12 protein-coding genes and 1 pseudogene are annotated in these 15,332 nt (G+C 65.1%); 9 read left to right on the top strand and 4 right to left on the bottom strand.

Annotated elements, in window-relative coordinates:
- Window positions 1-210 precede the first annotated feature (210 nt).
- Window positions 211-723: a hypothetical protein gene (locus BACI71_RS08295; RefSeq protein ID WP_159757454.1), complete on the bottom strand. Its 513-nt coding sequence runs from the start codon at window positions 721-723 to the stop codon at window positions 211-213.
- On the opposite strand from BACI71_RS08295, the gene BACI71_RS08290 reads away from it, so the two are divergent.
- From BACI71_RS08290 to BACI71_RS08260, 7 genes are all read left to right on the top strand, one after another.
- Window positions 724-1,860, top strand: a complete 1,137-nt coding sequence (locus tag BACI71_RS08290; protein WP_159757451.1) for an ImmA/IrrE family metallo-endopeptidase — start codon at window positions 724-726, stop codon at window positions 1,858-1,860.
- A 3-nt stretch (window positions 1,861-1,863) separates the two neighbouring features.
- On the top strand, window positions 1,864-2,307 hold the full coding sequence (locus tag BACI71_RS08285) for a hypothetical protein (RefSeq protein ID WP_159757448.1): 444 nt from the start codon (window positions 1,864-1,866) through the stop codon (window positions 2,305-2,307).
- Window positions 2,308-2,605: 298 nt separating this feature from the next.
- On the top strand, window positions 2,606-2,959 hold the full coding sequence (locus BACI71_RS08280) for a hypothetical protein (RefSeq protein WP_159757445.1): 354 nt from the start codon (window positions 2,606-2,608) through the stop codon (window positions 2,957-2,959).
- Between the two features lie 381 nt (window positions 2,960-3,340).
- Window positions 3,341-3,517: a hypothetical protein gene (locus BACI71_RS08275; protein ID WP_159757442.1), complete on the top strand. Its 177-nt coding sequence runs from the start codon at window positions 3,341-3,343 to the stop codon at window positions 3,515-3,517.
- A gap of 788 nt (window positions 3,518-4,305) precedes the next feature.
- On the top strand, window positions 4,306-4,917 hold the full coding sequence (locus tag BACI71_RS08270; RefSeq protein WP_159757439.1) for a hypothetical protein: 612 nt from the start codon (window positions 4,306-4,308) through the stop codon (window positions 4,915-4,917).
- Window positions 4,918-5,126: 209 nt separating this feature from the next.
- Complete coding sequence (locus tag BACI71_RS08265; protein ID WP_159757436.1) at window positions 5,127-6,110, top strand: hypothetical protein; 984 nt, start codon at window positions 5,127-5,129, stop codon at window positions 6,108-6,110.
- Between the two features lie 7 nt (window positions 6,111-6,117).
- Complete coding sequence (locus tag BACI71_RS08260; RefSeq protein ID WP_159757433.1) at window positions 6,118-8,487, top strand: hypothetical protein; 2,370 nt, start codon at window positions 6,118-6,120, stop codon at window positions 8,485-8,487.
- A 751-nt stretch (window positions 8,488-9,238) separates the two neighbouring features.
- Here BACI71_RS08260 and BACI71_RS08255 read toward each other — a convergent pair.
- Complete coding sequence (locus BACI71_RS08255) at window positions 9,239-10,828, bottom strand: recombinase family protein (RefSeq protein ID WP_159757430.1); 1,590 nt, start codon at window positions 10,826-10,828, stop codon at window positions 9,239-9,241.
- A 32-nt stretch (window positions 10,829-10,860) separates the two neighbouring features.
- Between BACI71_RS08255 and BACI71_RS08250 the strand changes: the two are divergent.
- Window positions 10,861-11,742: pseudogene (locus BACI71_RS08250) on the top strand (YifB family Mg chelatase-like AAA ATPase); the annotation flags it as partial.
- A 145-nt stretch (window positions 11,743-11,887) separates the two neighbouring features.
- On the opposite strand, the gene BACI71_RS08245 reads toward BACI71_RS08250, so the two are convergent.
- Complete coding sequence (locus BACI71_RS08245) at window positions 11,888-13,210, bottom strand: dicarboxylate/amino acid:cation symporter (RefSeq protein WP_159757427.1); 1,323 nt, start codon at window positions 13,208-13,210, stop codon at window positions 11,888-11,890.
- 73 nt (window positions 13,211-13,283) lie between these two features.
- On the opposite strand from BACI71_RS08245, the gene BACI71_RS08240 reads away from it, so the two are divergent.
- Window positions 13,284-14,540 carry a M24 family metallopeptidase gene (locus tag BACI71_RS08240; protein WP_159757424.1) on the top strand — a complete coding sequence of 419 codons (1,257 nt, stop codon included), beginning with the start codon at window positions 13,284-13,286 and terminating at the stop codon, window positions 14,538-14,540.
- A 3-nt stretch (window positions 14,541-14,543) separates the two neighbouring features.
- Here BACI71_RS08240 and BACI71_RS08235 read toward each other — a convergent pair whose 3' ends face one another.
- On the bottom strand, window positions 14,544-15,245 hold the full coding sequence (locus BACI71_RS08235) for a choice-of-anchor E domain-containing protein (protein WP_236552901.1): 702 nt from the start codon (window positions 15,243-15,245) through the stop codon (window positions 14,544-14,546).
- Window positions 15,246-15,332 lie beyond the last annotated feature (87 nt).

Below are 15,332 nucleotides of genomic sequence, written 5' to 3'. Positions count from 1 at the left end.
GGGGAGGCCGGAGATGATGGCGACTGCCGTCAGCCACTCCAATCTCGCCTCCCGGCCTGCTCGCCCCGCCTAGGTCCGCTTTGGGTCCCCCTGCGCACCCACGGGTCGCCTTCCGCCGTCCAAGGGGAGCCCGTTGGGATCTCGGCGGATCGCGTTCGCAAATGGCGGTTTCGCTGCGAGCTGCCTGTGCTGGTCCGACCTTGGACGCAGCTATAGGCCGAGGAGTGCGCGGCGGATGCGGGATTCTGCCTCTTTCACGTGCTTGGCCGTGTCACGGCAGCGTTTCCAGATGAGGGCCGCCACGCCGAAGAAAATGCTTATTGGCAGCGCGAGGTAGTAGAAGAAGATGAACCACACGCCGTCGTGGCCAGCGTCGATGTTTTGCCAGATGGTACAGTAAGCGAAGTAGCCGACGCTCACCGTGAAGAGGATGCTGACCAAGCCTAGGAGGCGCCGGTTCAGGTCGTGGAAGCCGATTTCGATCCCGCTGACCTCCCCGCTTAGACGGCGCACGTTGTCGATCTCCGTTCTCATGCGCTTCGTAGCCACGGCGCTCCTGAGGGTAGCCAGTCGCCGCGACAGTCCGGCCACGCCGGTGCTTGATACGGCTTGAATAACCGCTAACGCCAGATACAGTCCGATGCCAACGGTCTGGACGTTTGCGAGCTGGCCGAAGGTCAGCCCGGCCGTCGCACTGTCCCAAGGGAATAAGTCGATACACACGTGAAAATTTCCGCCGAAGCCCTAGCGAACGTACTTAGAGCCCGCGGCCTCGATCTGGCCAGCCTGTCAACGCGAAGTGGCGTGCCGCTGGACAGACTCGAAAAGGCCATTGATGGCGGTGCCGATCTCAGGGATGATCAGATTGCATCCGTCGCTGAAGAGCTTGCGGTCCCGCTCCAGGCTCTCTTCACCCGCCAAAAGTTACCCTTGTTCCCATCGGTTGATTTCCGGACGGCCTCGCCGAGTATCGGCAAGTTTCAGAAGGGAACGCTCCAGGCCATCAGCTACGTCGAGGGGCTGTCGAGCACCCTATCTGCGCTTGATCTAGACCTCAGTCTTGATGAAAGCCTCGCACCCGTTACAATCTCTCGCTTGGGGCCCGCCGAGGCTGAGGAACTCGCCCATGTTTGGCGCACTCGCTGGGGCATCTCCGACGAGCAGCAACTTGAGTGGCAGGACGCAAACAAGCTCTATGTAAGCCTTCGAGCCTTCGTCGAGCGATTAGGCGTGCTCGTGCTCCATCGCCAATTCAAGAATGACGAAGCCGCGGGGATGTATGTCCACATTGACGACGGCCCCCACACGATCGTCATCAACACCACGAACAGCAGCAAGGCACGCAAGCTCTTCACGCTGGCCCATGAGTTCTGTCACGTACTAATCCGAAAAGAAGGTGCGTCAAACCCCTCGATTGTCAGGAACCGGATAGAGCGCTTCTGCAACCGGTTCGCGGCATGCCTCCTCGCACCCAAGCGGCTCGTCGAAGCGGCGCTGCAACGTTTTCGGTACCGGGCCATCCCTGACGATGACTTCATCCGCCTCTTCGCCAAGCGCCTCGGCTTAAGCCAAGAGGCCACCTTTGTTCGCCTAGTGCAGACGGGGCATCTCCAACGGAGCGACTACAGATTGTGGAAGTCGAAGTTCGGCAATCGGAACTTCGTGCCCTCCGGCGATCAGGCCGAGAAGAGCAGCGGTGGCACGCCCGACCCACTCAGGGATAAGCGGACGCAATACGGCACCCGTCTACTGACGCTTCTTCAGAGAGCCCGACGAATGGGGCAACTCGACGAGATCGATATTTATCGGCTCAGCGGCCTAAAACCTGTCTACCAAGAACAGCTTTTCGGAGCCGCCTAGCGCATGGCGGCAGCGAACTCCGTAACCGTTGCGCCCAAGTGGGTCATCGACCTGCACGGGCTGACGGACGCTCTAACAACGACGTCGAACTCCGCCAAAGCCGCCGTCATAGACGCGATCCGGCGCGGCGAGATGCTGATTATGAAATCGGTGTCGGAGGAGATGAAGGAGGTATACCCGCATCTGTGGCCCCTCGTCACAGCGATCAAGCCGCGGCGGTATATTCGGACTACGGTTGCCGACCACGCCGCGGCCACCACGATGCAAGAGATGCACGGCTCAAGCATACTGGGCGGCCTTCCGCTTTTCGCCCACTTTGAGGCGGTGGCGGTCGCGCAATCAAAGGGCTGCACGCTGGTGTCGGGAGGGAAGGGGCTGAAGAGCTGCAAGCAGATCGCTCAGGGCTGTGGCATCCCGTCCTCCGTCGCAGGCATCTTGGACATCTGAGCGTGGAACGCCCACCCATCGGGCTCCCCGAGGCAACCTGGAGCCAGAATCTCGCGATGCTGTGCCGGCGGGAGATCGACCAGGGCCGGCGGGTTCGTGTGTCACTCCCGGGCGCCGCCGTGCCCCTCCTGGTCGAGGATGCGTACGACTGGACCAAGATGCTCGTCGTCGACCCGCAGGGCCGTCGCTACTATGCGGCTCACCCGGCAGGCGTTGTGGTCCTGTGTGCAGCACCAGCCACTCCAGGTCCCGACGAGAAGCCCTACTGGGCGAATGTAGATGGAGGCGATTAAGGCCCATGTACCCAACGACTTTCACCGAGCTTACTGGGTTATTGGGCATCCTTGTCCCAGTCGTCATTGCAACGTTCGCAGGCCTTCGCAGTACGCATACGAAGGCGCTGGAGAACAATCTCGTGCAATGGCGGCGCCTCAACGAGCTGGCCGCCACGCTCAACAATCACGACGAAAAAATCGGCCTTTGGTCGCAACTCGCGGCAGCGCACGAGCTGGGCGAGGCACCAGCAGCACAACGGGCAGCGGCACGGTCCGTCCTAGCCGCGGCGCGGTTGGCCTACATAAGCAACCCGGTACTCACTGAGGCGCTCGTTCAGGCGCAGCAGCGTGCTAGCCGTGGCTGGTGGCGCCTCTAGGGGGAGGCCCCACTACAGCGGCCCGTAGGGCGCCAAAGGAACGTTCCAGCCCATGCTCGCGCCCGATGTCGACCTCGCGGGTGATCGCGTCCCAGAAGGCCGTTAGCAGGGCCTTGTCGGCACACACAGGCCATAGGCACCTCAAGGCCAGCCTGATCGCTGCTACCTGTTCCCGCCTGTGTCCTGTCCGCCGCATGGCCTCTTGCAGGACCTCTAGGGAGAGCTCGGTGACGACTCGACGGTGCTTTGGGGACATGAAGCGCTGAAGAACACATGGGGAACATGTAGGAAAGCGTTGATGTGACTGAGCTATGATAGCTGACAGGGATCGTACGTCTCTCTGGGGCCGTTGAGGATAGCCGACGATAAATGGAGGCCGCTATGAAGGCCCATGTGAGTGAGAGCGACGGCGTAGTCCTCATCGACGTACAGGAGCCCGGCGTGTGCGCTTTGGCCCTTGAGACTGACGAGGCGATCGACTTGGCCCACCAGCTCCTCGCGGCTGTCGTCGAGGCCAGCAAGGTCGCCCCGTTCGATCCGCGGTTCATTCGGTCCTAGCGTCGCCCGGCACCCTCATGGCATGTCAGTGAGAGACAGGGGGAGGACGTGATGGACGCTGAGAGCCGGCGAGGGCCTGCGGGTCGATAGTCCCTCGCTGTCCTGTTTACACTGTACACCTCACCCCCGACCGTCCACTGCGGCCTGAATGTCCCCAGCCATCGCCGGCCGACGTGCCTCGAAGGGCCAATCTCCCCCACCGATCACCAGGCCCTCAGGACACGCGGGGGTTCTAGCATCCCCCGGAAACCCTAGGACTTCTGCGGGTTTCGGCTGAGGTGGGGGACGTGCTGATGGGGGGATTTCGATTTTGGGTCCCCTTCCCGGACCGGCGGGAGCCCATTGGAAATCGCGGCAACTCGGCTCGAAATCGGCACTTTCGCTGCGGCCCGCTGCCGCCGGTCTGACCCTGCTTAAACCCGCGGACTTCCTCAGGTTTTTGGCCGCCACCGGGCCACGCAGGTCCTCCGGGTCCCCACCCGATTATTTTGCGGGTCCCATCCGGGTCCCATGTGGCACTAGCCGGCCCTGATAGGCACCACCCCGGCCCTATTCTGACACCCCGGTTCCTTTGCTGGACCGAGGGACCCATGGGACTCCCCGGCCTGAGCTAAGTCGGTCGCGCCATTGGTCCGACCGTATGCAAATCGTGCTTTGAACGCTGACGCCGCAATTAATCCCCCCATTTGGACAAGTAGTGTGGCTTCTAAAGCTCTTTTTTCACCTTGAAGCTCCCACGCCGGCTCTCCGTCACATGCCCGCCTATTCCCTCGAACCCAGACAAGACCATGAACACTGAACGTTCTCTTACATACACACGTAAGCCTATCCGCATCGTCACCAACGAGGCCGGCATCTGGCTGGCCGCCGCCGACCTCTACGCTCTGGCCCGTAAGCCCGTGGACCGCCGCTACCTGGCCCACTTCGATCCCGCTCATCTCCAGATAATTCCGTTCTCATCTGATGCGGGGCGCGTCCGGCTCACTGCCGTATCGCCTCTCGGCGCGGTGACGGTAGCAAAGGGTCTGGGCTATCCATACGATAGGATGCTCGATGCGTTTCTTCGACGAGTGACCGACGAGATCGCAGCCGAGGCGGGACATGACGACCTCGGTTACACGCTCCTTGCCGATGGAACTCATCCCACCCGCCCAAGGGCAGATCACGACAACTATCTGCCATGGCACGACCTGACGCGCACCCAGCGCGGTAAGCGCCACCCTATCGACCTCTCGCAAGCGGCCTTGTTCGACGACGATCCGGTGGCCGGCCCGCATGATCCGATCGGGGAAGCCGCCAAAAGGGTCTCAGTGATGGAGCACCTCCGGCTCGCGGCGGACCGAATGTCTGTCGAGGACCCTAGTCGGGCGGCGAAGCTTGACGCGCTCATGGCCCGCTAGGCCGCCGATCTTCTGCCCGAATGGGTATCCACCGACTTCTAGTGAACACCAAGCCATGAACCCACCAACACCACCAATCACGCAGCAGATGCGACTCTTTTTCAACCTTCCGGCGCGTGACGCGGCCGACGCCGAAAGCGATCCTTCTACGCCCTCACCAGCTCAAACCACCGCCCAGGGCCCTTGCAGCGACAAAGGCGGCTTGCCTCATGGGTAACCTCTTCTCCGGGTCTTCCAAGACTACCCAGTCGGGCGAGAGCGACACCGGGCCGTCCAAGTTCCAGCAGCCCTACCTCTCGGGCGCCTTCGATGCCGCCCAGAAGGACTTCACGTCCAAGCAGGGCACGCCCTATTTTCAGGGCGCGACGTTCGCCGGCATGTCGGACAGCGCCAAGGCGACCCTCGAAAACCTCAAGGGCTACGCAAGCGGCGCCGGGCTTAACTCGGCGAACCAGCTCAGCTCGATCGGGTCCAATCTGGCGGGCTACGCCGGTAAGGCAGGCTCGACGATCGACAACTACCTGGCACTCGCCGCCGAGGACCCCACGGCGTCCCTGACGGCCTCCGCAAGGGCCTATGCGGACGATCCGAACATCTCCGGACTGATCGACGCCAGCACCCGCGACGTCACCCGGACGCTCAACGAGGACACCCTCCCGACCCTCAACCGGGACGCTTCCGGCGGGGGCAACATCAACAGCTCCCGCGCGGGCATTGCCGAAGGCATTGCACGCCGGGGCGCCGAGGACCGCGTCGCCGACATCTCGTCGACCATCCGCTCCGACGCGTACAACCGCGGGCTCTCGTTGGCGGCAGGCGAACGGGCGAACAAGCTCAACGCCATTGGCTCCGCCGCATCGGCCTATCAGGGCCTCGCCGGCACTGGGATCAGCGCCTTGGGCGCGGGCACCGCGGCTGGTTACGGAGCATATGGCGCCATGACCGGAGCCGACGAGGCTCTCCAGGGTGACCGGCAGGGCCAGCTCGACGCCGACTTCGCGAAGTGGAAGGGCGAGGACACTCGCAACTCCGACCTGCTCGCCCGCTACTACAGCATCATCGGCAATAACGCCTGGGGCTCGTCGGGCACCTCGAAGGGCACCACTGAGACACGAGAGTCATCGTCGATCCTCGGTCAGCTCGCGGGGGCGGCGGCCATCGGCGCGTCCTTCCTGCCCGGTAAGAAGAAGTAAGAGCGGCATGGCGCAACATTTCGAAGTAATGGGACCCAACGGCGAGACCTATGAGGTCGAGGCCCCTGAGGGCGCGACCGAACAGGACGTTATCGCCCAGGTCCAGAAGGCCTCGCGCCTGGCACCGGACGACGAGGCGGCTTATGCCTCCCTCGCCGCCAACCCACGCACCGGCAAGGCCGAGCTGAAGGCGTTCGCGGCCGAGAAGGGCATCACGCTCCGAGATGGCGACATCGACGCCTTCCTCGCCGCCCGCAACAAGGGCAGCCGCGTTTCCAAGCGGGTCGTCTACGAGAACCTCCCAAAGGCCCCCAAGGCCTCGCTGGCCCAGAACATCGGCGCGGCGGTAGGAACGGCTCTAGACGGCGTCCTGCCGGGGGTGGCCCGCACCGATCGCGGCATCCATGGCGTCATCAACAACGCCGTCCAGTCAGCGATCGGCGACGAGACCTTCGACCCGGCCGCGGCCTTCCAGCAAGGCAAGGACGAGCAGGATTACGCCCAGGCACGCTTCGGCGTCGACCATTCGGATGCCAGCACCGTCGCCTCCGGGCTCGGTATGGTGGCCGGCTTGACGCTCCCCGAGGCCCGCGTGGTCCGTGGGGCCGGCTTGCTCCCTGGCATGGCCAACGCGGCCCTTACGGCTGGCGGCTACGGGGCACTCTCCGGGGTCCTCAACGAGACCGGCGGGGGCAACCTGGAGAACATGGCACTAGGGGCTGGCGTAGGCGGCGTGATCGGAGCTGGAGGCACTCTGGCACTCCGAGGCGCCGTCAATGCCGCAGGCGCGGCCCGCCGGACGATCCCAGGTGCCGACGCCACCGCCCGGTTCCTTGAGAACGTCCCTCGCCGCTTCCGTGGCCGTCCGCAGGCCCAGCCGGGCGACGCTGCCCGCGCTCAAGCGGAACGCATCCTCGCTCAAGAGCTGCCATCGGGCACGATCGCGACCGGGATGGGTTCGGGGAACCTCCCCGCCACCCCGGACAACATCACCGCCGAGGTCGCCCGCCGGACTGCCATGGGCGTCCCCGCGGTCCCCGCCGACGTCACCGAACCCGGCCGGCGGATTACCTCTTGGGCCCTCCAAGGCAATGGCCCGTCCACCAGCCGGGCCCGACAGCTCCTCATGGCCCGCCAGGCCGGACAGGGCACCCGCATCCGCGGGCACATCACCGACGAGCTGGGCCCGGCGGTCGACCCCATTCGGGCAGTCGACGACATCAATCGCCGTGCGTCCGCTGAAGCGGCCCCGATGTACGCGGAAGCCTACGCGCAACCGATGGTCCTCACTCCGCAGATGCGGGGCATCATGCAGACGCCGGCCTTTCAGGACGCCGTCCCTCATGCGATCCGCAACATCCGCAACGCTCAGCGCAACCCCGAGGCCCTAGGCTTCGTCATGCGCAACGACGGTACGCTCGACCCAGAGGCCGCCGAGTTCCTCTCCACCGAGGGCTTCGACCAGGTCATCCGGGCCATGCGGGACAACGGTCAGGCGGCCATGGACACGAGTGGGTTCCGCCCCCGGAACACGACCAACTCGGTCCACATCAACGCCCGCGCCTCGGACCTCCGCAACCAGCTTGCAGACCAGAACGGCGCCTACCGCGACGTGACAGGCATGTACGCTGACGAGATGGGCGTCCGTGAGGCACTGACCAACGGACAGGACGTAGCCAAGCTCAGCGGCCCCGAGATCGCGGCTCAGATGGGCGACATGCGGGCCCCCAACGCTCGCGAGGCGTGGACCACCGGAGCCCGAACGGCACTGGCGGACGACGCCACCCAAGCGGGCCTCAAGCCGACGGCGAACGTCGCTCAGCGCATCCGGCAGGCTTTAGGCCTCTCAGGGGCCGGCAGGTCCGCCGCGGGCGGCGACGTTGCCAAGCAGGAGGCGATTGAGGCCATGGCCCAGCGCCCCGGCGCGATCGGAGGCCTCGACGACCGGCTGGAAGCTGAGGACCAAGCGTTCAAGACCGCTCACGAGGTCTTCGGTAACTCCAAGACCGCGCCCCGCGAGGTACTCGACGAAGCGCTTTCGGGCCACGGGCTCCAGGTCGCCGCTAAGATAGCCGCCGGCCAAATCGTGGGCGCGATCAGTTCCCTCCTGTTCCAGGGCAACCCTCGGGGCGCCTTCGCCTTCAAGCGCGACGTCCAAGACCGGATCGCCGAGATCATGACGGCCGAGGGGGCCCAGAACGTCCAACAGGGCATGGAGGCAATCATGCGCCGCGCCCAGGCGGACGCCGCGTTCGCCGAGATGCTCAACCGAGCTGGGGTCCGCCCCACGAAGCTCGCCGCGGCCTACGCTGCCGCGCTGGATGCTGAAGGGGCCCCTGAGGAACCTGACATCCAAGGTCCCGCCTACACACGCTAATCACCGGGAGCGAGAATTCTAACCCTCGCAGGTGAACCGACCGACCAGAATGACATTGACGGCGTCTTGGCTCGCTACCCAAAATACACCCACAATCCGTTATCGATTTTGACCCTCAGCTTCCCTCCTCGGGATCGCTGGGGGTCTTTTTTTTCGAGGACCTCGGCTCCGCCCCGTGTCACCAGAACGGACAAGGGAGAAGCTCGCCAACCCGCGCGAGTACGGCGAGGCTCCGTCGCGCGAGCTGGAAGCTCTACAGCGGCGAACCGGATGGAGGACCAGGGGCGCTGGACCCCGAGCTTCACGGCTCCCGAGGCCGGCTGAAAGTTGGCGCTTGGTAGAGCCCTCGGGAGTCGCTCAGGGCCCCGCTGGAGCGATTTGACGCCTAGAAGTAGGTGAGGGGGCTTAAGGTCATTGATGTGCCTCAGCGGCCCTCCGTGAGTCACCTGATGCACGAAGCCCCCGGCTCCTTCAGGAACCGAGGGCCGCAAGCGCCTCAAGCCCTAGTAGCAATCAAGCCGCGGCTAGTAGCGCCTCCAAGTCCCTGCGGCTTAGCGTGACCCGCTGAAAGCGAGAAGCCCCGCGACCGCTCTCGTCCGTTTGGTCGACCACAAACATCCCGTCACCCATGTACTCCGCGGTCCCCTCGTCCAGCTTCACCTTGATCGGAGCCATCGCCACTGCCTTCGTCATCACTCTGCCTTTACTCTCACACGCCCCCCGCGGGCCTGTCTGGTTTCAGCAATGGCCCTCAGGCCGTCGCTTCGTTCTCGGGTATCGGTCCGGTGTAAGGGCCCGCCGTCCACCCGTAGTGGACCTTGCAGACACCCCCGGCGGACCATTCGAAGTCCACGGTCCCTGCCGGATAATTGATTACCGCTTTCTTAAAGAGGCCTCGAAGGGCTAAATTAACGCTTTGCCGGTCCAGGTCGCCTTCACGTCCCCGCTCGATGGCCGCCGCGGCCTTTTCGATCCTTGAGCAGAGGACGGGCCCGGCGTGGAGGTCCCGGCGCTCGCGAAGTACCTCCAGCTCCGATTGAGCCCGGACCAGCTCCTCCTCAAGGCTGGACAGCTTCTGAAGCAACGAAGACGATCGACGCTCAGCGACAGCGTCAACGAGGTTCTCGATCTTATCGCGGAGGGCGTGTACAGTCTCTTCCGCATGGAAGACTTCGTTTTCATGCCACTCGACGGCATCGAGGCCCTCGCGGTCTCTAAGGAGGTCCGGCAAAACACGGATGAGCCTCCTTTCGATCGTCTCGTACCTCACCGACTTGTACTCACAGCCCGCACCTTGTTTGGCGTGAGTGCAGACGAGGGCAGGGTGTGACTTCTTACCCTTCTGGACGCGTGTCATCGTTGCGTCACATCGGGGACATTTCGCGAGTCCGGAGAGGACGTTCACGATCGCCGATGCGGCAGGTGCGGGTGCTGCGCGACCGTGAGCTAAGGCCTGCACCTCGAAAAAGACGCTGTCCGGGATTACGGGAGGGTAATACCCAAGCACCGCCTTCAAAGGCTTCCGCACTCGCTTGCCTGTCGAGTGATCCATGACGTGGGGCACCGCGGTGCCAATAACGGCGGTATTCCCGAGAATTTTGGCGACGTAGCTTCGGTACCATATGCGTCCGCGTCCCCATGGGGCGATGCCCTCCTCGTTGAAGCGCTTTGCAATTTCATGCTTACCGACACCGGAGAGGGTCAGATCGAAGATGCGGCGAACTAGCTCCGCTCGCTCGGGTATGACCTCGATCTGCGACAGCTCGCGGTTGAGCTGTAGCCAAGCGGGAACGACGCTGGTGAGCGGGCGTGAAGGCATCGCCTCCCGCTTACCCACCCACGCCTGAGCAAGCCGGCGAGCCTTCGTTGCGCTTTCCTCGTGAGCCCTCTGGGCCGTAATAACGACCGTGATGAGCGCCATGGGGTCGTTATCCAGACGAGCTTCCGTGTACTCCTGGCCATCTGCGAGGGTTACAACTGCCACACCAGCGTCCACGATCGACTCTAGGACCTTGATGGCTTTGCGAGGCACTTCGCGGCTGAGGCGATCGAGCTGCTCAACGAGCAACACGGAACCGGGCGTTACCCGTCCGACGTGAACGGCCTCTAGGAAGTCGGCTAGGCGTCCATCGTCCTTGTTCTTGCCGCGATAGCCCGACACGCCCACGTCATGAAACGTCAGGGTCTCATCAAGATCTAGCCCGTGCTTGGCGGCGTAGGCCGTCGCCATTGTCGTCTGCCGCCTGTAGCTATCGCCCTTACTCTGCTCGGGAGTGCTAAAGCGGAGGTATGAGTAGGCCTTACGGCGGGCACCACCGGCAGCACCTTGGGAAGTCGTCATGATCGTGTGTACCTTACGCGGGGTCCGACGTCCATAACGCGCTGTTCGTCGGGCCGCCGGGCGCGGGCAAGTCGCTAATGGCGGCGTGTCTGCCCGGCATCCTGCCGCCGCTCGACCCCGCCGAGGCGCTGGAAGTGTCGATGGTCCAGTCGGTCGCGGGCACCTTGCGTGCCGGCACGCTCACCCGCACGCGCCCGTTCCGTGCGCCCCACCATTCCGCGAGCATGGCGGCGCTGACGGGCGGCGGGCTCAAGGTCAAACCCGGCGAGGTCAGCCTCGCCCATCACGGCGTGCTGTTCCTCGACGAGCTGCCCGAATTCCAGCGCGCAGTGCTCGACTCGCTCCGCCAGCCCTTGGAGAGCGGCACCGTCAGCGTCGCGCGCGCCAACGCGCATGTCACCTACCCCGCGCGCGTCCAGCTCATCGCCGCGATGAACCCCTGCCGCTGCGGGCATCTCGGCGATGCGGCGCTGGCGTGCGCGCGGGCGCCGAAATGCGCTGCCGACTATCAGGCGAAGGTCTCCGGGCCGCTGCTCGACCGGATCGACCTGCACGTCGACGTCGCTGCGGTCAGCGCGGTCGACCTGACGCTGCCACCGCCGGCCGAGGGTTCGGCGGAGGTCGCTGCGCGGGTCGCTGCGGCACGCGCGGTCCAGAGAAAGCGGCTGGCGGAGAGCGGACTACGGACGAACGCGGAACTGGATGGTGATGCGCTCGACCGCTTCGCGTCACCGGACGCTGGCGGCCGCGAGTTGCTGGCGCAAGCGGCAGTAGCGATGAAGCTGTCGGCGCGCGGTTATACGCGCATCCTGCGGGTCGCGCGTACGATCGCCGATCTGGCCGGGACGGAGACGATTGGGCGCATCCATGTCGCCGAAGCGCTCAGCTACCGCCGCCAGCCGCCCCGAAATTGAACAGACAGAAAATCTGTCACTGCGTCATTCCCGCGAAGGCGGGAATCCAGACGCGCGGCTCCATTTGTAGAAGCGAAACGTCAGAGGTTCTGGATTCCCGCCTGCGCGGGAATGACGGTTTGGGCGCAGGGAGGCTGCCAAACCCTCAAACCTCGCGAAAACTCTCCACCTCACGCGCCGGCCCATCCCCGGACGGTGCAGAAGCCCCCACGATCACCGGTGGTTCGCGCGGGTCAAGCCCGCCCTCCCATTTCGCGATCACCGCGCTCGCCACCGCATTGCCGATCACGTTGGTCGCGGTGCGGCCCATGTCGAGGAAATGGTCGATCGCCAGCACCAGCAGCAGCCCCGCCTCTGGCAGCTTGAACATCGGCAAGGTCGCCGCGATCACCACCAAGCTGGCGCGCGGCACGCCCGCGATCCCCTTCGATGTGACCATCAGCACCAGCAGCATCGTCACCATCTGCCCCAGCGACATGTCAATGCCATAGGCCTGCGCGATGAAGATCGACGCAAACGTCATGTAGATCATCGACCCGTCGAGGTTGAAGGAATAGCCGAGCGGCAGCACGAAGCTGGCGATCCGCGGCGGCACACCGAAGCGGTCGAGCGCCTCCAGCATCCGCGGGTACGCCGCTTCCGACGAGGCGGTCGAAAACGCCACCAGCAACGGCGCGCGGACGTAGCGGATCAGCTCGCGGATCCGCGCACCGATGAACAGGAAGCCGATCCCGAGCAGCACCGCCCACAGCACCAGCAAAGTCAGGTAGAAGCTGCCCATGAAATACGCGAGCTGCCCGATCACCGCCGGCCCGCGCTCGGTCAGCGTTCCCGCCACCGCCGCGAACACCGCGACCGGCGCGACGCGCATGACGTAGTCGGTGACCCGCAGCATGACATGCACCAGCGCGTCGATCGCCTTGACCAGCGGCGCGGCCTTCTCGCCGACCGCGGTGATCGCGACCCCTACGAACACCGACATCACGACGATCTGCAGGATCTCGTTCTTGGCCATCGCGTCGACCATCGAGGCTGGCACGATATGGGTGAAGAAGTCCTTGAGATTGAACGCCGCCGTCGCGAGGCCGGTCGCCTCGCCCGCGGGCGGCAGCGGCAGACCGATGCCGACGCCGGGCCGGAGCAGATTGACCATCACCAGCCCCAGCGTCAGCGACAACAGGCTGGCGGTGATGAACCACGCGAGGCTGCGCGCACCGATCCGCCCCAGCGCAGCGGTGTCGCCCATCTGCGCTATTCCCGAAACCAGGGTAGCAAAAACCAAGGGCGCGATGATCATCTTGATAAGGCGCAGGAAGATGCTGGTCAAAATCGAGAAATAGCCGGCGATCTCGGTCAGTCGCGCCTGCGCCGCCGGGCTGCCGTCGTCGAGCAAGGTATTGAGCACCAGTCCGACGATCAACCCGAGCACCAGCCCGCCGAGAATATATAAGGTCAGCCGCTTGGCCATTCACTGCTCCACTTGATGCGCGACAGGGAAGGGGATTGCGGCGCCGCGGTCAAGCACCGTATCGTTCGCAACCATGTTCACTGCCCGCTTCCGCCCCTCGCGCCGGTCCGTTCTCGGCGGTGCCGCTGCCATTCTGGCGACCTCGATCGTCCGCGCCGCCGAACCCGATCTCGCCGGCCTCGTGGACATGACCGGAGCCGCCGAGCCGATCGGTGTGGTCGAGCGCCAGAACCGGCTCGTGCGTGCGCAGGCGCTGATGCGCGCCGCCAACATCGGCGCGGTGCTGATCGAACCGGGCTCGAGCCTGATCTATTTTACCGGCGTCGTCTGGCACCGCAGCGAGCGGCTGACCGCAGCCGTCATCCCGGCGGAGGGCGAGCCGTGTATCGTCACCCCGTTCTTCGAGGAGCCATCGGTCCGCCAGACGCTCGCCGTCCCGGCGGAGGTCCGCGTGTGGCAGGAGGATCAGGACCCGTTGACGGTTGTCGCCGGTTTCCTGCGCGACCGGAAGCTCGCGGGGCGGGCGATCGGGGTCGAGGAGAGCGCGCGCTTCTTCGCCTTTGACGGTCTGGCCCACGCCTTACCCGGCGCAACGCTCGTCAGTGCCAATCCGGTCGTGCGCGGTTGCCGGATGATCAAGACGCCCGCCGAGATCGCGCTGATGCAACTCGCTACCGATGTGACGATTGCCGCCTATCGCTGGACCTATCCGCGTGTCGAGGCCGGGATGACCGGCGCGCAGATCGGCGCGTTGATGAACGCGGCGACCAGTCGGCTGGGCGGCGATCCCGAATTCGCGCTCGCGCTGATCGGCCCCGCCGCGGCGTTGCCGCATGGCAGCCGCGAGGTGGGCCGCGTCGCGGATGCGCAGGTGGTGCTGATGGATTGCGGCTGCACGGTGCAGGGCTATCAGTCCGACGTGTCGCGCACCTGGGTGCACGGGCGCGCAACCGCCGGGCAGCGGAAGGTATGGGAGCAGGTCAGGGCCGCACAGGCGCTGGCGTTCCGCACCGCGCAGGTCGGTGTTGCGGCAGGCGCGATCGACGATACAGTCCGCGCTTTCTACGAGCGGCTCGGCTACGGTCCCGGCTACCGGCTGCCGGGCCTTTCGCACCGTACCGGGCACGGGATCGGCATGGACGGGCACGAACCGGTCAACCTCGTCCACGGCGAGACGACGACGCTTGCGCCCGGCATGTGCTTCTCGGACGAACCCGGCCTCTACCTGCCCGGCAGGTTCGGGGTGCGGCTCGAGGATTGCTTCCACATGACGGCGGACGGGCCGGCGTGGTTCAGCACCCCGCCGGCCTCGCTCGACCGTCCGGTCTGACCGTCAGGCGGTCGCGGTCGCCCGGCGGCGGCGACGGCGCAGCGCCGCGCCGGTGGTCGCGAAACCCGCGATCATCAGCGCCCACGTCCCCGGTTCCGGCACCGCGGGCGTATAGTCGTAGGTCAGCGTATAACTCGCGTTGCCGCAGAAATCCTCGCCCGGGCTGATGGGGTTGCCGCCGGCGACGATGCACGCGCCTTGCAGCTGGTCGACCGTGCCGCCCAGTGGAACGCCGGAGAAGCCGGTATCGCCCGAGCCGACATTCTGCCCGAGATCATAGCCGTTGAAGATCGTCCGGCGATTGAGGAATTGCTTGGGGTCGAACGTGAAGGTCTTCGATCCGAACGCGGTGACCTCGAAGAACCCGTACCGCCCCTGATCGCCACCGCGGTCGAGCGCGACAAGGCTGCTGCCCGTCCCGGCCAGCGCGACGAGCGGATTGCCCAGCGCGGCATTGGTCGACGCCAGCCGCCAGTCGCCCGCGATCGTCCACGACAGGCTGGCGGTGGTCGCACCGCCCGCCGGCGCGCTCACCACCCAGCCGCGCGTCTTGGCGAGGTCGACGGTCAGCGTCACCTTGTCGAGCGTGCCCATCCGGCTGTCGAACCCGTCGAACCCGCGCAGTGCCCCCTGCTCGCTGTCGTACTGGATCAACGTCGCCGCCGACGCGCCTCCCGCCCCGAAGGCGGCGCACAAAGCGGCCATTTTCAGTAAATGTTTCATTCAGCTTAACCCCCGATTCGTCATCGGCGGCTTTGCATACATAGGTGAAAGTGACAATCGCGCGCTGTG

It is taken from the genome of Sphingomonas sp. 8AM (assembly GCF_902506455.1).
In the GTDB taxonomy this organism is placed as follows: Bacteria; Pseudomonadota; Alphaproteobacteria; order Sphingomonadales; family Sphingomonadaceae; genus Sphingomonas.
This window is presented reverse-complemented; position numbering and strand designations above follow the sequence as displayed.